The sequence below is a fragment of the Kitasatospora sp. NPDC048298 genome, from assembly GCF_043201465.1.
Taxonomy (GTDB): Bacteria; Actinomycetota; Actinomycetes; order Streptomycetales; family Streptomycetaceae; genus Kitasatospora.
Map to the genome: position 1 here is coordinate 137941 of NZ_JBICYZ010000012.1, position 19949 is coordinate 157889.

Genomic DNA, 19949 nt, shown 5'->3' on the forward strand with positions numbered 1-19949 from the left:
TCACTCCTCGGGGGCGTCGTCGGGACGGGGCGGTGACCAGCGGCGGTGGACGGGCGGGGGCGGCTCGCGCAGCAGCCGCAGGTGCGGGGCGACCCGGTCGGCGTTCGGGCCCGGCGGTTTGCGGCTGCCCGCCCGCCAGGGCTCCGGCCAGCGGGCGCCCGGTCCGGTGTAGCCCTGCTCTGCGGCGGCGTGCAGCGTCCAGAGCGGGTCGTACAGCTGGGCGCGGCCGACCGCGACCAGGTCGGCCCGTCCGGCCAGCAGCACGGAGTCGGCGTCGTCGAAGCCGGAGATCGCGCCGACCGCGATGGTCGGCACTCCGGTGGCGGCGCGGATCAGCTCGGCGAAGGGCGTCTGGTAGCCGCGCCCGTACGGCGGCCGCTGGTGCGACACCACCTCGCCGGTGGAGACGTCCAGCGCGTCGGCCCCGGCCCCGGCGAGCGCGCGGCAGATCGCCACGGCCTCCTCCTCGGTCGTGCCGCCGGGCGCCCAGTCGCTCGCCGAGATCCGCACCAGCAGCGGCCGGCCGGCGGGCCAGACGGCGCGCACCGCCGTCAGCACCTCCAGCGGCAGCCGCAGCCGGTGGGTGAGCGGGCCGCCGTAGTGGTCGGTGCGGTGGTTGGTGAGCGGGGAGAGGAAGGAGGAGAGCAGGTGACCGTGGCCGAACTGGAGCTCCAGCACGTCGAAGCCGGCCCGCGCGGCCCGCTCGGCGGCGGCCGCGAAGTCCGCGGTGACGGCGGCCAGTTGGATGTCGTTGGCCTCGTGCGGCACCGGGCTGTCCGGGTCCCAGGGGAGGGCCGAGGGGGCGATCAGCGGCCAGCCGTCGGCGAGCGGGCGCCCGACGCCGTCCGGCCCGGGGGTGTCGGTCGCGCCCCGGCGCCCGGCGTGGGTCAGCTGGATGCCGAGCGGGGTGTCGCTCACCGCCCGTACCGCGTTCACGAGTTGACGCCAGGCGCCCTCCTGGCGGTCGGTCCACAGGCCCGGACTGCGGTCGGTGGCCCGGCCCTCGGGGCCGACCGCCGTCATTCCGGCGAGCACCAGCCCCGCGCCGCCGAGCGCGTGGCCGGTCAGCTGGGCGCGGTCGAAGTCGCTGGGCAGCGCGTCGGGGGAGGTGTAGGTGGCGAGCGGGGGCACCACGACGCGGTTGCGCAGCTCCAACGCTCCCAGTTTCAGCGGCCGGAACATCGGCGGCACCCCGGGCGAGCCGCCGAAGGCGGTGTCCACGGCGTCCACGAAGCCGGGGTCGCGGGCCCGCAGGTTGCCGTAGGTGACCCGCCGGCTGCGGGTGAGCAGGTTGAAGGCGAACTGGTCGGGGCCCTGGCCGATCCGCCGCCCGATGGTCTCGAACCACTCCAGACTGGCCTGCGCGGCACGCTGGGTGGACTCCACCACCGGGCGCCGCTCGGCCTCGTAGGCGGCCAGGGCCTCGTCCAGGGTGGGCTGTTCACCCAGCGCGGCGGCCAGGGCGAGGGCGTCCTCCAGGGCGAGCTTGGTGCCCGAGCCGATCGAGAAGTGCGCGGAGTGCGCGGCGTCGCCGAGCAGGACCACGTTGCGGTGGCGCCAACTCGCGTTCCGCACCGTGGTGAAGCGGATCCAGCGGGAGGCGTTGGGGATCAGCCGGTGGCCGTCCAGGTGCCCGGCGAACAGCTCCGCGCAGCGCCGCACGCTCGCCAGGTCGCTCTCGCCGCGCGCCGGCTCCCGCGCGGCGAGCGCCTCGAAGCCCGCACGGCGCCAGGAGTCCGCGGCCGCCTCGACGATGAAGGTCGAGCGGGTGGCGCTGTACGGGTAGGCGTGCACCTGGAGGACGCCGAAGTCGAACCGCTCGACGATGAAGGTGAAGGCCTCGAAGACCTTGTCGGTGGCGAGCCACATGTAGCGGCAGTGGCGCTCGTCCAGGTCGGGGCGGAAGCTCTCCGGATACGCGGCCCTGGTGCCGGAGCGGATGCCGTCGGCGGCCACCACCAGGTCGTACTCGGCGCAGAGCCGGTCCACCGGCGGGGCGGGGGTGCGGTAGCGCACGTCCACCGCCAGCTCGGCGCAGCGCTGTTGCAGGATGGCGCGCAGCCGGTTGCGGTCCAGGGCGGCGAAGCCGTGGCCGCCGCTGGTGCGGACCTCGCCCGCGTAGCGGATGTCGATGTCGCTCCAGCGGGCGAACTCGGCGCTGATCGCGGCGAAGACGCGCGGGTCGGCCCGGGCGATGCCGTCCAGGGTCTCGTCGGAGAAGACCACGCCGAAGCCGGACTCGTCGTCCCGGGCGTCCCGTTCGAAGACGGTGATCTCCCGGTCGGGCGCCGACTGCTTGGCCAGGGCGGCGAAGTAGAGCCCGCCGGGGCCGGCGCCGACCACCGTGATCCGGGCGCGGTCGCGTGCCGCGGTCATGTGTCCGCCTCGGGGCTGGTGACCGCGTCGGGGTTCGTGGCCGCCTCGGGGCTGGTGACAGCGTCGGGGTTCGTGCCCTTCTCGGGGCTGGTGGCCGGTTCCTGGCTCGTGGCTGCCCGGGGGCTCATGCGACCACCTCCGGCCGCTGCGGCCCGGCCTCCGCCAGCGTCCGGCGGACCTGCGCGGGCCACGGCTGGGCGCCCCCGTCGTGCGGCGCCGAGTGCACCACCGACATCCGCCCGCTCGCGGCCAGCCCGTGCGGACCGTGCACCTCGAAGGCGTAGTGCAGCGAGGATCCGCCGACCCGGTCCACCCGCAGCTCGGTGCGGACGAGGTCGCCGAACCAGAGCCGTTCGCGGTAGTCGGCCTCGAAGTGCACCCGGGGGATCCGCCCGAACAGGTCGGCCAGCCCCAGCCGGCGCAGCAGGGCCGCCTCCGCCGCCTCGGCCCAGCGCTGCACGGCGGAGAAGTGGTAGTGCCCGGCGGCGTCGGTGTCGAACCACTCCACCCGGCGCTCGACGCTGACACTGGCGGGAGTCCGCGCGGCCCGTCGGCGCAGCTCGGCGCGGTGCAGCTTGCCGGTCGCGGTGCGCGGCAGCTCGGGCACGAACTCGACCGCCCGCGGGTACTTGTACGGTGCGATGGCGCGTTTGACGTGCTCCTGGAGCCCGCGCGCCGTCTCGGGCCCGGCCGGCACGCCCGCACGCAGCACCACGTACGCCTTGACCACCGTGCCGCGCCGCTCGTCCGGCGCGCCGACCACCGCGCAGTCGGCCACGTCGGGGTGGGCGGCCAGCGCGTGCTCCACCTCGGGCCCGGCGATGTTGTAACCGGCCGAGACGATCATGTCGTCGTTGCGCGCCCGGAACCAGAAGTAGCCGTCGCGGTCCCGGACGTAGGTGTCGCCGGTGAGGTTCCAGCCGCCGCGGACGTAGTCCAGCTGGCGCTCGTCGTCCAGGTAGCGGCAGCCGGTCGGGCCCTTGACGGCGAGCAGCCCGGGCTCGCCGTCCGGCACCGGGCGGCCCTGCCCGTCCAGGACCGCGGCCCGGAACCCGGGGACGGGCCGGCCGGTGGAGCCGGGGCGGATGTCCTGGTCGGCGGCCGAGACGAACACGTGCAGCAGCTCGGTGGCGCCGATGCCGTCGATCAGTCGCTGCCCGGTGGCCGCGTGGAAGGCCTGCCAGACGGCGGCGGACAGCGGCTCGCCCGCCGAGACGCAGCGCCGCACCCCGGCCAGCCGGTCGGCCAGCCCGGCGGCGAGGATCGCCCGGTAGGCGGTCGGCGCGGTGAACAGCACACTCACCCCGTGGCGCCGGACCTGCTCGGCGAGCTGCTCGGGGGTGGTCTGCTCCAGCAGCAGACTGGCGGCCCCCGCCCGCAGGGGGAACACCAGCAGGCCGCCCAGGCCGAAGGTGAAGCCGAGCGGCGGGGTGCCGGTGAAGAGGTCCTCGGGGGTGGGGCGGAGCAGGTGGCGGGAGAAGGTGTCGGCGATGGCGAGCACGTCGCGGTGGAAGTGCAGGGTGGCCTTGGGGCGGCCGGTGGTGCCGGAGGTGAAGGCGATCAGCGCGACGTCGTCGGCGGCGGTGGGGGCGGCGGGGAATCCGGCGGGCTTGGCGGCGCAGCGGGCGGTGAGGTCCTCGGGGCCGGTGCCGCCGTAGCCGAGGACGCGCAGGCCGGGGGTCCGCGCCCGGTGCAGCTCGTCCAGGAAGCGGTGGTCGCACAGGGCGAGGACGGGCCCGGCGATGTCGTGCAGCTCGGTCAGCTCGGCGGCGCGCAGCAGCGGCACGGTGGTGACGGCCACTGCGCCGGCCTTCAGTACGCCGAGCCAACAGGCAGCCAGCCAAGGGGTGTTGGGTCCGCGCAGTAGAACGCGGTTGCCGGGGACGAGGCCGAGGTCCTCGGTCAGCAGGCGGGCGATCCGGTCGGCGTGGTCGCGCAGTTCGCCGTAGGTCCACCGCCCGGTGGGGGTGAGCAGGCAGGGGCGGTCAGGTCCGAGGCGTTCGATGGTGTCGTCGAGCAGGGCGGCGGCGCAGTTCAGACGGTCGGGATAGGCCAACTCCGGGAGTTCGAAGAGGAGTTCGGGCCACTGCTCGAAGGGTGGGAGGTGGTCTCGGCAGAACGTGTCCACGTGCGCCGAGGGTGAGAGCTCCATGGGCGGCACCTCGTTGTGCGAGCGGGGAGTGAGCCCAGTATCGCGCGTCGGTGACGCCAGTCAAGAGACCGATACATGCATTCGGGCGACGGCCCGCCGCCCCGGCGGGTTGGCGGGCCCGGGCCGGCCGCGGCTACGGTCAGTCCCGTCGGGTCGCCGTCGGCCAGGAGGAATCGGGCAGCTGCCCCTCCTGCACCTGCCGGGCGCGCTCGGCGGCCAGCCGGGCGAGTCCGAGGAACCCGGACGTGTCGAGGTCGGCGCCCGGAGCCTCGACGCGTACGAGCAGCAGCACGCTGCCCACCCGGATCACGGCCACCGCCGACCGGCCGTCCTGGACGCGGACGGCGCCCTGGTCGCCGATCAGGGGGACGGCCGTCGACGGTTTCGGGTCACCGGCCCGGTCGAGCGCGTTGCGGAAGGCGCGGGTGGCGGCCTCGGGGGAGGCGAAGGTGACCACGTCGAACTCCGCGGTCTGCGCCGCATCCGTACCGTACGTCACGACGCCGTAGGCGAGTTGCCGGTCGCAGGAGTCCGGCAGCAGGCACGGCAGCTCGCTGCCGCTGCCGATCCCCGCCGTCGGCCCCAGCCGCAGCCGCCAGCCGCCCGTCATCGTCCCCTCGTCGGGCAGCACCCTCGCCACCAGCCTCGGATCGTCCAGCGGCCGTGCGGCGTGCGCCAGATCGGGCCCGCCCGGCTTCAGCAGCGGGCGCGAGGCGAGGTGGACGCCGAGCGCGGCCAGCGCGGCGACCAGCACCAGGGCGAGCGCCACCACGATCCCGGTGCCGCTCCTGCGGGCGGCGAACGCCCGGGCGCGGGCGTCCGCGGGGCCGGTCCGCAGGTGGACGGTGGTCGGGCCCTTCGGGGGCGGCGCGGACGGCGGGCCGAGCCGCAGCTGCACGGTGCCGGGCTCGCCGCGCAGCTGGACGGTCGGCGGATCGCCGGGCTTCCCGAGCCCCGTCGTGGCCAGGTAGTGCGCGAACGCCGGGTCCGAGGCCAGCAGGTGCGCGACGGCGGCGGTCAGCAGCGCCCGCGCCTGCGCGTCCCCCGGGCTCGCCTCCGCCGCCGCGAGCGCCCGGGCCCCCTCCGGCACCATCCGCAACCGCGCCCGCAGGACGTCCGCGACCGCCTGATGCGGCCCGTCCCCGAGCAGCGCCGCCACCGCGTCCGATGCCGGACCCAGGCCGTCCCCCATGGCAACTCCCCTTGCCGCACGAGTGGTTGCCCTCACCATTCCGGACCGCGGCCCGGTTCGTACCCACGCCGAACGGAACGGAGACGCAACCGCAACGCCACCCGGACGCCACCGGTACAGGCGCGTCCCGCGGTCCCCCGTTGCGTCGGCGGCCCTCCCGGTGGGGGCGCTGCCTCCCGTCAGGCCGGGCCCGCCAGCGGTTTTCGCGGTGCGGCCCGGCCGGGTGGGATCGGTCAGCGCACCGGCATCGACATGTACACCGCGCGCCGCCCGTAGGACGCCGGGACCGCCACCTCCCGGTGCGCCCGGTAGCCGAGCAGCCGCAGCAGGATGTCGGCGCCGCGCACCGCGACCATCGAGATCCGCTCGAAGCCCAGCTCCTGCGCGTGCGACCGGAAGTGCCGGATGAACCCCAGCGCGACCTCCCGGCCGCGCAGCTCCTCGGCGATCACCAGGTCGTGCACGTGCAGGTTGCGCGACTCGTACGCCGCCGCCTCCGGCCGGTCGAGGTCCGGGCAGCGCAGCGGCGGGTACGGCAGGCTCAGCAGGTAGCCGCACACCGCGCCCCGCCGCTCCAGCACGAAGCAGGTGCCGGGCGAGCTGCGGGCGCGGGACTGCAGCGCCTCCCGGCCCTCCGACAGGCCGTCGGCCGCGTAGGCGTCGTGCTCCAGCGCGACCACGGCGTCCCAGTCGCCGTCGGCCAGGAGGCGGATCCGGAGGTCCTCGCTCACCGGGCCGGACCCTCCGAGGCGGCGCCGAGCCCCTCCGCGCGGGAGGCGGCCACCAGCGCCGCCCAGGCCTCCACCAGCACCGCCCAGCGCTCGGCGTCCGCCCGCGCCTCGTCCAGGAGCTGCCGGCGCCGCCCGGCCACCACGTCCGCGAGCTCGGCGTACTTGCCGCCCAGCTTGCGGTAGGAGCGGTCCAGGACGTCCAGGCAGTGCTCGTTCCCGGCCCGGTCCCAGTCGACGCTGCCCCGCACCAGGTCGAGGACCGGTTCGACCCTCAGCCCGTGCCGCTCGTCCAGCAGCCCGCGGCCGAGGTCGATCATCCCGCCGTAGACCGGGTACAGGTACAGCATCGAGAGCAGGAACTTGACGAACCGCAGCTGGTAGGAGACGAAGCCGGCGCCGGTGCGGCGCTCGGGCGTGTAGTAGTTGACGATGTGGCGGTTGTGGACGACGCCGGGCATCCCGGAGTGGACCATGGCGTGCAGGAGGGCGTAGTCGCTGCCGATGGTCTCGATCGAGGGCAGCAGCGGCAGCACCTCGTAGGCCCGGTGGTCCAGGGCGATGTTGCACATGTAGACGTCCCAGATGTCGGGCACGCCGAGGACGGACTCGTCGGTGCCGAACGGTTCGGAGCCGGCGCCCTTGAAGGAGACGTCCACCATCGCGTCCCGCTCCTCCTGCGACCACACCGGCGGGGTCCACAGGCGTACCACCTCGCGGTAGACGGCCGGGTCCAGCTCCAGGATCTCGCCGATGTCCACGTTGAGTTCGCCGATGAAGGAGCCGCTGACCAGCATCACCGGCTTGTCCGCGTCGGCCGGGTCCAGCTCGGAGCGGCTCACGCCGGCCACCGCCTCGCCGGCCGGCCGGCCGATCGAGAGCAGCTCGTGGTGGATCGGGAACATCTTCCGACCGTCGACGACCTGGTAGTCGAAGTCGTCGTTGCGCAGGTGCGCCGAGGTGCAGCCCAGGGCGGCCGCGCCCAGGAAGAGCCGGTTGACGCAGGAGCCGTACGCGACGGCCCGCGGGAGCATCAGGTCGAGCAGCAGCTCGGGGTCGGCGGCGCCGGAGCGCTCGGCCACCCGGCGCAGGAACTCCCGCTGCCGCGCCTCGCCCAGGTGGTGGACGACCACGCCGGGGGTGGGGGCCAGCGCGGCCACGGCGCCCGCGTTCCGCGCGAAGTCGGCGGCGTCGGTGGTGTCGAGGACGAGGAGGTGCACCTCGACCCCGAAGGTCGCGACGGCGTAGGCCGCCTCCTCGGCGAGGTCCGTGATGGTCTCGGGGCAGGGGCGCATGGTGGGCAGGGCGAGGCAGATTCTCTGCATGGTGCGGGCATCTCCGTCGGTTCGTCAGATTCCTTGCGGCAAAGGCCGGTTGGGCGTACACGAGGGCCCCGTGCGCAAGCTCGGGCCGGTCCGCCGGACAACCGTGGACTAGACCACTTTTGATGTCAACGATTGACAGCGAGGCCCCGCCGGGGGTGGAATGCGCCCCCTTCCGGGCGATCGGGTGCCCCCGCACGGGCGCTCGAATCGCACGCGGGGGCGAATGCCCCCTGTCGAGTCGAACGGCCGCACGGGCGCGGGTGGTTCACCGCCGGGCATCACGCCGTCGGGGTCAATCCGCGAGCCCCACCTGCCGATACCCGAGGTGATGCCCTTACGCCGTTCGGAGGAGCCCGTCATGCCCGACCTGTGGCTGCCCGGAGCCGAGATCCACGACCTCGGCGACCACGCGCCGACCGATCAGCAGTACCCGCCGAAGGCCATCGCCCACATCACCTGGGACCGCAACGCGACCGCCGCGGCGCCGCAGGACTGGTGCTCCTACGAGGACCTGGTCGGCTACTTCACCGGCAGCGGCGCCGGTGACGCGCCGCACCTGGTCTGGGACCCGTTCAGCGGCCGCACGGCGCAGCTGTTCCCGGCCGACTCCCGCTCGAAGAGCCTGCTCAGCCCCGCCCAGAGCCCCACCCGCACCAACCGGGCCGGGCGGGTGGTGATCCAGATCGAGGCGGTGTTCTTCCCCTACTGCCGCTACCAGGGCCGCGTCTACCCGCGGCTGGTCGACACCCCCTGCGCGGGCTGGAACCGGATCCACGCCTGGATCTCCTCCTGGGGCGTGCCCGACATCTGGCCGATGGGCCGGCCGACCGACTTCTCCGGCCACCGCGACGAGCGGGCCTGGGAGGCCTTCGGCGGCTGGTACGCACACGCCCACGTGCCCTACAACGACCACACCGACCCCGGCTCCTGGCCCGACTTCACCGCCGGGCCCGGCTTCCCGGACGACCCGCCCTCGCAGCAGCACCCGGTGCCCCCGGCCACGCCCGCCCGCTACCAGGTCAGCATCAACGGCCTGCCGTACGGCTACGGCGCCCGGGGCTACCAGGTGACGGCGGTCGGGCGGGCGCTGGTCTCGCACGGCTTCGGCGACCACTACCGCTCCGGCCCCGGCCCGGACTGGACGGACGCGGACACCGACAACTACGCGGACTACCAGGGGAGTCTGGGCTACTCCGGGCAGGCGGCGGACGGCGTCCCGGGCGAGGGCTCGCTGCGCCGGCTGCTCGGCTACCTGCCCGGCCCGCGGACGGTCTCGGTGTCCCACGTGATCGCGGCCGCCCGCACCGACCCGGGAGCCGAGCAGGGGCACCTGACGTACGGGTCCGAGGCGGCGATAGTGGAGCAGGCGCTCGTCGACGAGGGGCTGCTCGACCAGCGGTGGGTGGACGGCTCTTTCGGCAGCCGGACGGTCTCCGCGTACGCGGCCTGGCAGCGGCGGTGCGGGTACGAGGCGGGCGCGGCGGACGGGATTCCCGGGCAGGCTTCGCTGAACCGGCTCGGCGCGGCACAGGGGTTCGCGGTGGTCGACTGAGAGCGGTGCTGCTCCCCGGGGGAGGTGCGGTGCTGCTCCCGGGGGAGGCGCGGCGCTGCTGTCGTCGGGGGCGCGTACTCGCCAGGGAGTAGGCGAGGTTACTTCCACCGTCAGATGCCGGATGAGGCGCGGACGGGAGAGCCTGGGGCCGTCCTCGTGACCCCGACTCGAAGGAGGTACCCGTGCGCTCGCCCACCGGCGCCGTCCCGGCGTCCGAGCCGATGCCACAGGCCGGGGCGGCATCCGTGCCCGCGTCCGCGGGCCGCCGCCTGCCGCCGGCGGTGCGCAAACCACTGGTCGTTCTGCACGTCGTCGCCTCGGTGAGCTGGCTGGCGCTGATGCTCTGCCTGCTCACCCTGGCGGTGACGGCGCTGACGGCCGGGGACGCCGAGCGGCTGCGCACCGCCTACCGGGCGATGGGCCTGCTCGGCGACGCGCTGATCCTGCCGCTGAGCCTGCTCACCTTCCTGAGCGGGGTGGTGCTCGGGCTCGGCACGCCTTGGGGGCTGTTCCGGTACCACTGGGTGAGCGCCAAGTTCTGGCTGACGCTCGGGGCGATGACGGCCTCCGTCCTCGCCCTCCCCGACCGGCTGCACGACGCGGTGCGGGTGGCGGACGCGCATCCGACCGGCCCGATCACGGTGGCGGACCTCGGCTTCGTCCGCTACAACACGGTGATCGTTCCGGCGGTGGCGCTGACGCTCTACCTGGTCAACGTGGTCCTCTCGGTGTACAAGCCCTGGGGCCGCCGCAAGGTCACGGCCAGGGGCGGAGCCGGGGCCGGTACCGGGGCCGAGCCCGCGCACCCCCGCCCGGGCCGAATACCCGGGGCGGGCGCCTGACCGGCCGGCCTTCGTTCTTCGCCCCGGCTCCGGCCGTCGGTCTCGGCCCCGGCTCGGCTGTTCGGGAATGCCCTTGCGGCGGGCGGGCGTTGTCCGTCGAGTGACCAGTGCCGCGCCCACGATCAGGCTCTCCGTGCTCGACCGCTCCCGGACCAGACAGGGCCAGGAGCCGGCCCAGGCACTGCGGGACACGGTGGCCTTCGCCCGGGAGGCGGAGCAGCTCGGCTACCACCGGTTCTGGGTGTCCGAGCACCACGGCGTGCCGGGGGCGGCCGGATCGGCGCCCACCGTGCTCGCCGCGGCGGTGGCGGCGGCCACCACACGGATCAGGGTCGGCACCGGCGGGGTGATGCTGCCCAACCATCAGCCGCTGGTGGTGGCCGAGCAGTTCGGGGTGCTGGCCGCGCTGTTCCCGGGGCGGATCGACATGGGGCTCGGGCGCTCGGTGGGCTTCACCGACGGTGTCCGGCGGGCGCTGGGGCGGGAGAAGGACGCCGCGGACGGCTTCGGTGCCCAGCTGGCCGAGCTGCTCGGCTACTTCGACGGCTCGCAGCAGGCACACCGCGGAGTCCACGCCCGGCCCGCCGAGGGCCTGCACGTCCCGGCCTTCGTCCTGGCCACCGGCGAGGGCGCCGACCTGGCCGCCGAGGCCGGGCTGCCACTGGTGGTCGCCGCCCCGCGCGGGAAGGAGCGGATGCTCGCGGCGATCGACCGCTACCGCAGCCGGTTCCGCCCCTCCGCGCAGGCCGCCGAGCCGTACGTGGTGGTCTCGGGCACGGTGGCCGTCGCCGAGACGGCCGAGCGGGCGCGTGAGCTGCTCGTCCCGGAGGCCTGGTCCGGGGCGTACTCCCGCACCCACGGGGAGTTCCCGCCACTGGCCCCCGCCGCCGAGATCCTGGCCCGGGAGATGACCGCCCGGGAACGGGCCGCGTTCGAGCAGTCGTCCAAGGGCCACATCGCGGGCACCCCGGAGCAGGCCGCCGCCGAGCTGGCGGCGCTGGTCGAACGCAGCGGGGCGGACGAGTTCCTGGTCACCACCAGCACCTACGACCGCACCGCGCTGCTCGACTCCTACCGGCTCCTCGCCGAAGCCGTCGGCCAGGCCTGAGCGGGGCCCGGGGCCCGGGGCGAACCGGGGCCTCACCGGGCCCCGGACCCCCGGACCCCCGGACCCCCGGACCCCCGGACCCCCGGACTCCCGGACTCCCGGACTCCCGGACTCCCGGACTCCCGGACTCCCGGCCCCCGCTCACCCGCCACCCGCCCGCCGCTCAGTCCGCGTCGACCTCGCTCGTGCCGAGCCGCGCGTACACCTCAGGCCGGCGGGCCCGCAGCCGCAACGCGATTCCGACGCCGGTCAGGAACACCACCGGCACGATCGCGACCAGCGGCCAGTTGACCTCCGGTCCGGCGCCGGTGAACAGGTCGAGCCGCCACACCACCAGCCCCGTGGCCCCGCACAGCAGTACCGTGGCGGCCAGCGGCGCCACGACGGTACGGAACGCCCCGGTGCTCGCGGCGGCCGCCCGCTCGCGGCGGAAGAAGGCGAACACCGCGAGGCCGGCCAGCGCCTGGAGCACCAGGATGCCGACCACCCCGGGGGAGTTCACCCAGAGGAAGAACTGGTTGTACGGGTCCGCGCCGACCAGCGCCGCCACCCCGACGGCCACCGCCGCCAGCACCGACTGCGCGATGCCGCCGATCCACGGCGAACCGTGGCGCGGGTGGATCCGGCCGAGCGCGGCCGGGGCGGCCCCCTCGGCGGCCAGCGCGTAGCCGTACCGGGTGATGGTGTTGTGGAAGGCGAGCAGCGCCGCGAGCAGGCTGGTGACGATCAGCACCCGCTGCACGTCCGTCGCCCAACCGCCGACGTAGTCGGTCATCGCGGTGAAGAACATCCCGGCCGGGTCGGCGGTGGCGGTCGTGACGGCCTCGGCGTCGCCGAAGGCCTGCACGATCATCCAGGTGACGAAGGTGTAGAAGAGGCCGAGGAAGGCGATCGCGGCGTAGGTCGCGCGCGGCACGGTCCGGTGCGGCTGCCGGGCCTCCTCGCGGTAGATCGCGGTGGCCTCGAAGCCGATGAAGGCGGCGAAGGAGAGCCCGAGCACCCCGCCCATCCCGCCGGAGAACACGTGCTCCGGGGCGAACGAGGACAGGCTCAGCCCGTGCGCCCCGCCCTTGACCAGCACCGCCACCGCGAGCACCAGCAGGATGCCGGTCTCGGCGATCAGCAGCGCCCCGAGCACCTTGGCCCCGAGGTCTATCGAGCGGAAGCCGAGGAACCAGACCACCGCGACCCCGAGCAGCGCCCAGACCGGCCAGGGCAGGTCCAGCCCGAGCAGGTCGGCGGCCGTGGTGTGGGCGAAGAACCCGAAGGCGCCGAACATGCCGATCTGGATCGCGTTGTACGAGAGCACCGCGAGCAGTGCCGCGCCCAGCCCGGCCGCCCGGCCGAGGCCGCGGGTGACGTAGGCGTAGAAGGCGCCCGCGTTGCGGATGTGCGCGGTCATGGCGGTGAACCCGACCGCGAAGAGCGCCAGCACCACCCCGGTGGCCAGGTAGGCGACCGGCGCGCCGATGCCGCCGAAGGAGATCGCGAACGGCGCCACGCCGGCCATCACGGTCAGCGGCGCGGCGGCGGCCACGACGAAGAAGACGATGTCGCCGGTGCCGAGCACCCCGCGCCCCAGCCCGCCGGGCGAGCCGGCCGAACCGGCCGGGTCCGGAGCGGCGGGGGATGAGGCGTTGGGAGCAGCGGAGCCGGGCGGACGGAGTGCGGAGGAGGAGGCCGCGTCGGAGGGCGGGGTCATGGGGGAGCTCTCCTGGGGTCGTACGGACGGGGGTGGGGCGGTCGGCGGCGGACGGGGCGTCGGCCGCGGACCGGGGAACGAGTCACGGCCACCGTGGGGGACGGCCGGAACCAGCCGGAACCGGTCGCGAGCCCGTCGGAGCGGGCACGCGGCCGGACGGCCGGGCGAACGGGACGCCTCAGCGGCTCTTGTGCGTGGAGCGTGTGGAGCCCGCCGAGCCCGCCGAGCGGTCGCGGTCGCCACCGGGCGGCCCACCGTGGGTGCGCCGCCCGCTGAGCCAGGTGCCGGCCACCTCGATCGAGGCCAGCTCGCCGGCCGGCACCGCGTACGGGTCGGTGGCCAGGTGTACCAGGTCGGCCCGCATGCCCGGCCGCAGCACACCCCACTCGGTCTCCTCGAAGGCCTGGTGCGCCACGCCCACCGAGTACGCCGCCAGCGCCTCGGGGAGCCCGATCCGCTCCTCGGGCAGCCAGCCGCCGTCGGGCAGGCCGTCCGGGGTCTGCCGGGTGACGGCGGTGGCCAGCCCGGCCAGTGGTTCGTAGCGGGTGACCGGCCAGTCGCTGCCGAAGGAGACCCGGGCGCCGTCGCGCAGCAGGGCGGCGATCCGGTACTGCCGGGAGCCGCGCTCCTGGCCGATCCGGGGCAGGGTCAGCTCGGTCATCAGCGGGTCGGTCTGTGCCCACAGCGGCTCGAAGTTGGCGATCACGCCGAGTTCGGCGAAGCGCGGCAGGTCGTCCGGGTGGACCAGCTGGACGTGGGCGATCACCGGCCGGCGGGCGCGCGTTCCGTTGCGCCGGACGGCGGCCTCGACGGCGTCCAGTGCGATCCGCACACCGCGGTCGCCGATCGCGTGGATGTGCGGCTGGAAGCCCAGCGCGTCCACGGCGGTGACGGCGTCCGCCAGCTCGGCGCCGGTCCAGTTGGCGACGCCGTGGGAGTGCGGGCAGTCGCTGTACGGCTCCAGCAGCGCGGCCGTCCCGGACTCGATGACGCCGTCGGCGAAGAACTTGACCGCCCGCGCGGTGAGTTGCCCGCGTCCGGCGGCCTCGACCCGGTCGCGGTCGGCGGCCAGGCGGGGGAGCCGCTCGCGCCAGCCGTCCGGTTCGAGCAGCAGGGCGAGCCCGGCCCGGACCGGCAGGTCCTCCCCGGCGACGGCCGCCAGCCAGGTGTCCACCTGCGCGGGCTCGACCCAGGCGTCCTGGAGCCAGGTGAGTCCGGCGGCGGCGAGCGCGGCGGTGGTCTCCCGCAGCGCGGTGACCTGTTCGGCCAACGGCGGTGGCGGGACGAGCGCGAGGACGGGGTTGAGCGCGCCGAACTCGCGCAGGGTGCCGAGCGGGCTGCCGTCCGGCCGGCGGACGATCTCGCCGCCCACCGGCTCTGGCGTGTCCGGCCCGTATCCGGCCCGGCGCAGCGCCTCGCTGTTGGCCCAGCCGGTGTGGTGGTCCATGGTGCGCAGCAGCACCGGCCGGTCCGGGACGGCGGCGTCGAGCAGCCGGGCGTCGAACAGTCCGCCCTCGGCCAGCCACGGGTCCACGGCGTCGCCGGTGATCCACTCGGCCTCGGGATGGTGCTGCGCCCAGTCGCGGACGGCCGCCACGACCTGCTCCAGGCTGGTGCAGCCGCGGACCGGCACGCCGCGCAGGCCGATGCCGCCGAGCAGCGGGTGGACGTGGCCGTCGCCGAAGGAGGGCAGCAGGGCGCCGCCGCCGAGGTCGACGGTCTCGGTGCCTTCGTCGCGCAGGGCGAGGGCGGCGTCGCCGAGGGCGGCGATCCGCCCCGCGCTGACGGCGAGGGCGTGGGTGCGGGGGAGGGCGGGGTCTCCGGTGTGGATCCGGCCGCCGGTGAAGATCGTTTCGGCACGCATACGGGGGTGTGCGTCCTCTCCGGGGCAGGGCGGGCCGACGGGTGCGCGGCCTGCCTAACCGAATGGGGTTCGGTTACCGTAGGCGCGGCACCGGCGGGTGCGGAAGGGTTTTACTGAAAGCCGTTCAGTAACGCTTGGATAACGACGATCTTGGCCTGCCGGGGCCGACGGGCGGCTCGGCGGCCCCGAAGGTGAGGAACCGGGCATGCCCAGGCCGCGCACACCCCTGCTGGACCGGCAGCGCATCGTGGACACCGCGCTCCGGCTGGTCGACGAGGCGGGGGACCTCACCATCCCCGCGCTGGCCGGTGCGCTCAAGGTAAGCCCGTCCGCGCTCTACCACCACGTGGCCGGTCGGGCCGAGATCGTCGCCCTGATGCGCGCCGAGCTGGTGCGCACGATCGGCGAGCAGTCGATGTGGGACCAGCCCTGGGACGCCGCGCTGCGCACCTGGGCGCACGCCTACCGGGACGCCTTCGCCGAGCATCCCGGAATCGTCCGGCTGCTGGCCACCGCGCCACTTGCCGAACCGTTCATGCACGAGCTGTACGAGCGGGCCGTCGCCACCCTGGAGGACGCGGGCTTCGCCGCCCAGGACGTGATGGGCCTGATCACCGCCCTGGAGAGCTTCGTCCTGGGCTCGGCGCTGGACCTCGTCGCCCCGGACGTCATGGTCGACGCCGTCGACCGCGTCGCCACCCCGCGGCTGGCCGGGGCCCTGGACGCCGTCCCCGCCGGGCGCGAGCGCGCCGACCGGGCCTTCGAGCTCGGACTCACCGCGCTGGTCGGGGGCTACCGGGCGCTGCTGGGCCGACCGCTTCCGGTCGGTCCGGGCGCCCCGGCCGGGATTTCTGACCAGGCGTGATGACCTGCTAGTGTTCTTCCCGTCGAGAGGAAGTGACCTCCAGGGAAACGAATCTCGAACAGGCGTCAGTGGTGCTACCAGAGCACACCCTACTTTCAGTAGGGAGAGTCCGTGCGACCCGGGCCTGGCGCTCCCATCGAAGGGGCTCGTTCCGTCCAGCGGAACGGGCCCCTTCGTCGTGTTCGCGCTCCAGGGCCATGTCCTCTTATCGCACTTTCGGCCTCGAAACCCTCCCTCGGGGCTCGATGTCGGCCAAGGTGCCGTACCAGGTGGCCGATGAACGGTGCCCCAACTGTCCCGGTCCACCAGTGGTGCGGCCATCCGGCCCGCTCTGATGTCACGTCAGTTCTTGGCTGGAACTGGTCTCTACTGATGTGAATATGCCATTGGAATGTTCGTCGTATGGAATCCGGCAGTAGCCTTCCGTGTCGAACTAGCCACTGCTGGTGGTGAATCGGTCGGCGCCGCGCCCGGCCGCCCAGACCCCGCGAAGGAGCCGGTGTGCCCGGTATCGACGAATGCCTCTCCGGAGCGATGGCGATCCCCGGGGCCCGCGCCGCGAGCCTGGTCGACTGGAGCAGCGGGCTCGCCCTCGGCAGCCTCGGCGACAGCCCGACCGGAGAGCACGAGACCTCCGCCGCCGAGGCAACCGACCTGGTACGGGCGGCCGTTGAGAGTCAGACCTTCACCGCCACGGAGGACCGTCGGGCCCCGCTGGAGGACATCATCGTCACCGCCGGCCGCAGTTACCACCTGATCCGCTTCATCGACACCGTCTTCGACAGCAGGCTCGTCCTGCACCTCTGGCTGGACCGGGCGGAGGGCAACCTCGCCGTCGCCCGCTTCCGCCTCCAGGCACTCACCGAGGAACTGGTGCTGGGGTGAGCGCCGCGTGACCGCCGCAACCGGCACCGTGCCGCCGCCCCCGCTGGAAGCCGCCACCCCGAGGACCCCGGGCGAGGCACTCACCCTGCTCGCCGACCGCCGCGCCACCGGTGCCCTCCACGGGCCGCTCGGCAGCCTCCACCTGGTCGACGGCCAGGTGACCGCCGCCGAATCCTCCCGGGCGCCCGGCCTGGCCGACCTGCTCACCGGCTGCGGCCGGATCACGCCCGAGGACTGGGCGGAGCTGCTCCGGGTCCACGGCCCGCGCGCCACGGTCGGCGACGCGCTCGTCGAACGGCGGCTGCTCACCCGGGGAGAGCTCGAACTCGGCCACCTGGGAACGCTGTTCGACGCCGCCTTCTTCGTCCTCGCCGACCCGGGCGGCGGCGTCTGGCGGTTCGAGGCCGACGTCAGGCACTGGCTCGGACCGGTCGCCCAGGTCGCCCCGGGCCGGATCCGCCGCGAGGTCGAGCGCCGACGCCGGCTCCTCGACGGGATCTGGCCCGGGGGGCAGCTCGACACCGCGCCCGTCCGGCCGGCCGGGCACGGCCGTCGGCCGTCCCACCGCCCCTCCGGCCGCCGGCGCCGCGAACTGCTGGACCACGCCGACGGTCGCAGGACCCCGGCGGACCTGGCCCGGCTGCTCGGCCGCTCCGGCTTCGGCGTGACGGCCGACGTCCGCCGACTGGCCGCCGCCGGACTGCTGGACGCGCCCCGGCAGCCCGACGTCCAGCGTCCGCCGGGCGCCTCGTGCCCAGCGGGCGCCGCACGCCAGGCCGACGCGCCGAAGGCGGCCCCGGTGCCCGACGATCCGTCAACAGCCGTACCTGCGGCCGAAGTCGGACCGCCGGTCGCGAGCAGACCGGCCGGAGGGCTGCACCGAAGGGTCCCCGGCGCCAGCCTGCGGGGTGCCGGACTCCCCGGCGCCCCGGTCACGGCCGCACCCGTGTTCGCGCCCGCACCCGCCGCACCCCACACCGGGACCCACCCCGGGAGCCCGGCCGGGCCCGACGCCGGGAGCCACGCCGCCCCCGACGCCCCCACACGCTCCGAACACCCGCCCACCGCGGCAGCGGCCCACCCGCTGGCCGTCTCCGACCCGGACATCGCGCTGCTGACCCGGGTCCGAAACCTTCTGGAGGCCCGACTTTGACCCACTCCCCGCCCGCGACCCCGTCGTCCCGGCCATGAGGCGGGCGCTCAAACAGCGTGTCGGAAGGAGACAACTGATCGCCTTGGAGACCGAGTTGCTCGCCGAACTGCGCGCCGTCAAACACCGCGTCCCGCACCTCGCGGGCGGGCTGGTCGCCAGCGTGGACGGCCTGTTGATCGCGCACGACACCCACGGCGCCGAACCCTCCGGACTGGCCGCGATGACGGCGGCCTCGCTCTCGCTGGCCCAGCGGCTCGCCGACACCACCGGCCAGGGCGAGTTCCGCGAGTCGCTGGTGCGCGGTGAGAACGGCTACGTCGCCACCTACGCGGCCGGCGGCAGCTGCGTGCTGACCCTGCTGGCGCACCCCGACGTCAACGTCGGCCGGCTGCACCTGGAGGCCCGCCGCAGCGCGCAGCGCATCGCGGGGCTGCTCAACGACGCCCTCGTGCCCAAGGACCCGCGCGAAGCGGGCTGACCGGGGCCGACCACCGCGCCATCACCCACCCGAACCACCCACCACCGAACGGGAGTTACCCAGATGACCGACGCAGCCGGCGCACTCAAGCAGGCCATGACCAGCATCGAGGGCGCCATCGGCGCAGCCCTGGTGGACTACAACAGCGGCATGGCGCTGGCCACCCTCGACGGCCCCGGCGGCCTGGACCTCAACGTCGCCGCCGCCGGGAACACCGACGTGGTCCGCGCCAAGATGCGCACCATGGACATGCTCGGCCTCCAGGACGGGATCGAGGACATCCTGATCACCCTCACCAGCCAGTACCACCTGATCCGCCCGCTCGCCGGCCGCACCGGCAAGGGCCTGTTCCTCTACCTCGCCCTGGACAAGGCGCGCGCCAACCTCGCGATGGCCCGCCACCAGCTGAGCCGGATCGAGACCGACCTGGAGGTCTGACGCACCGCTCCCGGCGGGACGGACCGCCAGGCCGGACGAGGCCCCGGCGGCGGCTCAGGCCCGCCGCCGGGGTCCCTTCCGCCAGTCCTCACTCCCGGGGCGAGTCCGGCTCCACGGCCCGTCCGCGCACCAGCTCCACCGGCCCGCCCGGCCGCTCCCGGGCGGCCAGCGCGGCGGCCGTACGGTCCCAGGAGGGGCCGGTCAGCAGGGCCCGCGCCTCGGCCGGATCGCAGAGCCGCCACTCCACCAGCTCGGCCTCCGGCAGCACGATCGAACCGAGCATCCGCTCCGTCACCGTGCCCCCGTCGAACACGTACACCAGGACGGCGGTGTCCCGGCCGGCCGCCGGGTCCGCCTCCGGGTCGGCCGCCGCACCCGGCTGCCAGTCCAGTGCCAGCAGCGGCCCCGGCTCGGCCTCCCAGCCGAGCTCCTCGCGGATCTCCCGCCGGGCCGCCGCCCTGGGCATCTCCCGGTCCGCCTCGACCCCACCGCCCGGCAGCGTCCAGTACGGGACCCGCCCGCGCGGCCCGTCCCACGGCCGCAGCCGCACCAGCAGCACCCGGCCGGCGTCGTCGGTGAACAGCGCCCGCGCCTTCGCCCGGATGCGCGGCCGGGTGGCGTAGTAGGTGTCCCGGTCCATCGGCGGCTCCGGCCGCTCCTCGGTCGACGGCGTCAGCCCGGGTGCGGCGGCCAGCCCGGCGTACGCGGGCACCGGCCCGTCGGCGGGCAGCCAGCCGAGCGTGTGCCCGACCGGCCGGCTGTCCTCCAGCTCCAACGGCCCGGCCTCGCGCGGCGCCCGCAGACAGGCCGTCATCCGGCGCGACAGCCGCGGCGGCAGCGCGTGCCCGGCCTGCTCCGTCGTCAGCCAGGTCCAGCCTCCGACCTCCGCCGCGTCCGGCCGGAACGCCGCGACCTGTTCGGACGTCAGCGGCTCGGCCCAGTACAGGTACACCACGATCGGTCGGTCGCCGTCCCGCAGCAGCGCCCAGTCCACGCCGGCCAGCGGCCCCAGCCGGGGCGTGAAGCCCAACTCCTCGCGGATCTCCCGCAGCGCGGTCTCCCGGGGCGACCGGTCGGCCGGCTCCCAGCCGCCGCCCGGGATCGCCACCGGATGCTTCCGGTCGTACGGCAGCCGCACCACCAGTACCCGCCCCGCCCCGTCCGGGAACAGCACCCCCGCCGCCGCCATGACCTCCCGGCCGCCCGCACCCGCGCTCTCCACCCTGACTCCCTCCGCCGCACCCTCCGCCGCACCCTCCCCGGACAAGACAACCCGGGCCACCCCGATG

17 protein-coding genes and 1 pseudogene are annotated in these 19949 nt (G+C 75.0%); 8 read left to right on the top strand and 10 right to left on the bottom strand.

Features of this window, described 5'->3' with window-relative positions:
- From ACGF0D_RS12850 to ACGF0D_RS12880, 7 genes and pseudogenes are all read right to left on the bottom strand, one after another.
- Window positions 1-2376 (bottom strand): FAD-dependent monooxygenase, encoded by a 2376-nt coding sequence (locus ACGF0D_RS12850; RefSeq protein ID WP_392915423.1) that lies wholly within the window; start codon window positions 2374-2376, stop codon window positions 1-3.
- Window positions 2373-2504 (bottom strand): hypothetical protein, encoded by a 132-nt coding sequence (locus tag ACGF0D_RS12855; RefSeq protein WP_392915426.1) that lies wholly within the window; start codon window positions 2502-2504, stop codon window positions 2373-2375. The genes ACGF0D_RS12850 and ACGF0D_RS12855 overlap by 4 nt, the downstream gene beginning before the upstream one ends.
- The gene (locus ACGF0D_RS12860) at window positions 2501-2884 is read right to left on the bottom strand and encodes an acyl-CoA thioesterase (RefSeq protein WP_392915487.1); all 384 of its coding nucleotides are present in this window, start codon (window positions 2882-2884) and stop codon (window positions 2501-2503) included. Before ACGF0D_RS12860 ends, ACGF0D_RS12855 begins: the two co-directional genes overlap by 4 nt.
- Before the next feature lie 33 nt (window positions 2885-2917).
- Window positions 2918-4528, bottom strand: a pseudogene (locus tag ACGF0D_RS12865) (AMP-binding protein); the annotation flags it as partial.
- 139 nt (window positions 4529-4667) lie between these two features.
- On the bottom strand, window positions 4668-5720 hold the full coding sequence (locus ACGF0D_RS12870) for a hypothetical protein (RefSeq protein WP_392915428.1): 1053 nt from the start codon (window positions 5718-5720) through the stop codon (window positions 4668-4670).
- Between the two features lie 233 nt (window positions 5721-5953).
- Complete coding sequence (locus ACGF0D_RS12875; RefSeq protein ID WP_392915431.1) at window positions 5954-6451, bottom strand: GNAT family N-acetyltransferase; 498 nt, start codon at window positions 6449-6451, stop codon at window positions 5954-5956.
- Window positions 6448-7773: a DUF6271 family protein gene (locus ACGF0D_RS12880; protein WP_392915434.1), complete on the bottom strand. Its 1326-nt coding sequence runs from the start codon at window positions 7771-7773 to the stop codon at window positions 6448-6450. The genes ACGF0D_RS12875 and ACGF0D_RS12880 overlap by 4 nt, the downstream gene beginning before the upstream one ends.
- 358 nt (window positions 7774-8131) lie before the next feature.
- On the opposite strand from ACGF0D_RS12880, the gene ACGF0D_RS12885 reads away from it, so the two are divergent.
- The 3 genes from ACGF0D_RS12885 to ACGF0D_RS12895 all read left to right on the top strand — a co-directional run bounded on the left by ACGF0D_RS12885 (window position 8132) and on the right by ACGF0D_RS12895 (window position 11275).
- Window positions 8132-9325 carry a peptidoglycan-binding protein gene (locus tag ACGF0D_RS12885; protein ID WP_392915437.1) on the top strand — a complete coding sequence of 398 codons (1194 nt, stop codon included), beginning with the start codon at window positions 8132-8134 and terminating at the stop codon, window positions 9323-9325.
- Window positions 9326-9507: 182 nt separating this feature from the next.
- Window positions 9508-10167 (top strand): DUF2269 domain-containing protein, encoded by a 660-nt coding sequence (locus tag ACGF0D_RS12890; protein WP_392915440.1) that lies wholly within the window; start codon window positions 9508-9510, stop codon window positions 10165-10167.
- Between the two features lie 100 nt (window positions 10168-10267).
- On the top strand, window positions 10268-11275 hold the full coding sequence (locus tag ACGF0D_RS12895; RefSeq protein ID WP_392915443.1) for an LLM class flavin-dependent oxidoreductase: 1008 nt from the start codon (window positions 10268-10270) through the stop codon (window positions 11273-11275).
- 163 nt (window positions 11276-11438) lie between these two features.
- Here the strand turns inward: ACGF0D_RS12895 and ACGF0D_RS12900 are convergent, their stop codons facing one another.
- The gene (locus ACGF0D_RS12900; protein WP_392915446.1) at window positions 11439-12977 is read right to left on the bottom strand and encodes an APC family permease; all 1539 of its coding nucleotides are present in this window, start codon (window positions 12975-12977) and stop codon (window positions 11439-11441) included.
- Window positions 12978-13155: 178 nt separating this feature from the next.
- Window positions 13156-14841, bottom strand: coding sequence for an amidohydrolase (locus ACGF0D_RS12905; RefSeq protein ID WP_392915449.1), 1686 nt, complete (start codon window positions 14839-14841; stop codon window positions 13156-13158).
- A gap of 205 nt (window positions 14842-15046) precedes the next feature.
- On the opposite strand from ACGF0D_RS12905, the gene ACGF0D_RS12910 reads away from it, so the two are divergent.
- The 5 genes from ACGF0D_RS12910 (at window position 15047) to ACGF0D_RS12930 (ending at window position 18660) form a co-directional block, all read left to right on the top strand.
- A complete protein-coding gene (locus tag ACGF0D_RS12910; RefSeq protein WP_392876282.1) occupies window positions 15047-15706 on the top strand; it encodes a TetR/AcrR family transcriptional regulator in 660 nt (219 codons plus the stop codon).
- Between the two features lie 501 nt (window positions 15707-16207).
- A complete protein-coding gene (locus ACGF0D_RS12915; RefSeq protein ID WP_392915451.1) occupies window positions 16208-16591 on the top strand; it encodes a hypothetical protein in 384 nt (127 codons plus the stop codon).
- 7 nt (window positions 16592-16598) lie between these two features.
- The gene (locus tag ACGF0D_RS12920; RefSeq protein WP_392915454.1) at window positions 16599-17744 is read left to right on the top strand and encodes a hypothetical protein; all 1146 of its coding nucleotides are present in this window, start codon (window positions 16599-16601) and stop codon (window positions 17742-17744) included.
- 82 nt (window positions 17745-17826) lie between these two features.
- Entirely contained in the window at window positions 17827-18222 is a 396-nt protein-coding gene (locus tag ACGF0D_RS12925) for a roadblock/LC7 domain-containing protein (protein WP_392876273.1), read from the top strand.
- A 63-nt stretch (window positions 18223-18285) separates the two neighbouring features.
- The gene (locus ACGF0D_RS12930) at window positions 18286-18660 is read left to right on the top strand and encodes a hypothetical protein (RefSeq protein WP_392876270.1); all 375 of its coding nucleotides are present in this window, start codon (window positions 18286-18288) and stop codon (window positions 18658-18660) included.
- Between the two features lie 88 nt (window positions 18661-18748).
- Here ACGF0D_RS12930 and ACGF0D_RS12935 read toward each other — a convergent pair whose 3' ends face one another.
- Window positions 18749-19882, bottom strand: coding sequence for an NUDIX domain-containing protein (locus ACGF0D_RS12935; RefSeq protein ID WP_392915457.1), 1134 nt, complete (start codon window positions 19880-19882; stop codon window positions 18749-18751).
- Window positions 19883-19949 lie beyond the last annotated feature (67 nt).

Bases quoted from the DNA above. Each gene is read 5' to 3' on its own strand.
- ACGF0D_RS12900 (WP_392915446.1), bottom strand. From the start codon at position 12,977: ATGACCCCGCCCTCCGACGCGGCCTCCTCCTCCGCACTCCGTCCGCCC.
- ACGF0D_RS12855 (WP_392915426.1), bottom strand. From the start codon at position 2,504: ATGAGCCCCCGGGCAGCCACGAGCCAGGAACCGGCCACCAGCCCCGAG.
- ACGF0D_RS12870 (WP_392915428.1), bottom strand. From the start codon at position 5,720: ATGGGGGACGGCCTGGGTCCGGCATCGGACGCGGTGGCGGCGCTGCTC.
- ACGF0D_RS12885 (WP_392915437.1), top strand. From the start codon at position 8,132: ATGCCCGACCTGTGGCTGCCCGGAGCCGAGATCCACGACCTCGGCGAC.
- ACGF0D_RS12905 (WP_392915449.1), bottom strand. From the start codon at position 14,841: ATGCGTGCCGAAACGATCTTCACCGGCGGCCGGATCCACACCGGAGAC.
- ACGF0D_RS12850 (WP_392915423.1), bottom strand. From the start codon at position 2,376: ATGACCGCGGCACGCGACCGCGCCCGGATCACGGTGGTCGGCGCCGGC.
- ACGF0D_RS12930 (WP_392876270.1), top strand. From the start codon at position 18,286: ATGACCGACGCAGCCGGCGCACTCAAGCAGGCCATGACCAGCATCGAG.
- ACGF0D_RS12910 (WP_392876282.1), top strand. From the start codon at position 15,047: ATGCCCAGGCCGCGCACACCCCTGCTGGACCGGCAGCGCATCGTGGAC.
- ACGF0D_RS12880 (WP_392915434.1), bottom strand. From the start codon at position 7,773: ATGCAGAGAATCTGCCTCGCCCTGCCCACCATGCGCCCCTGCCCCGAG.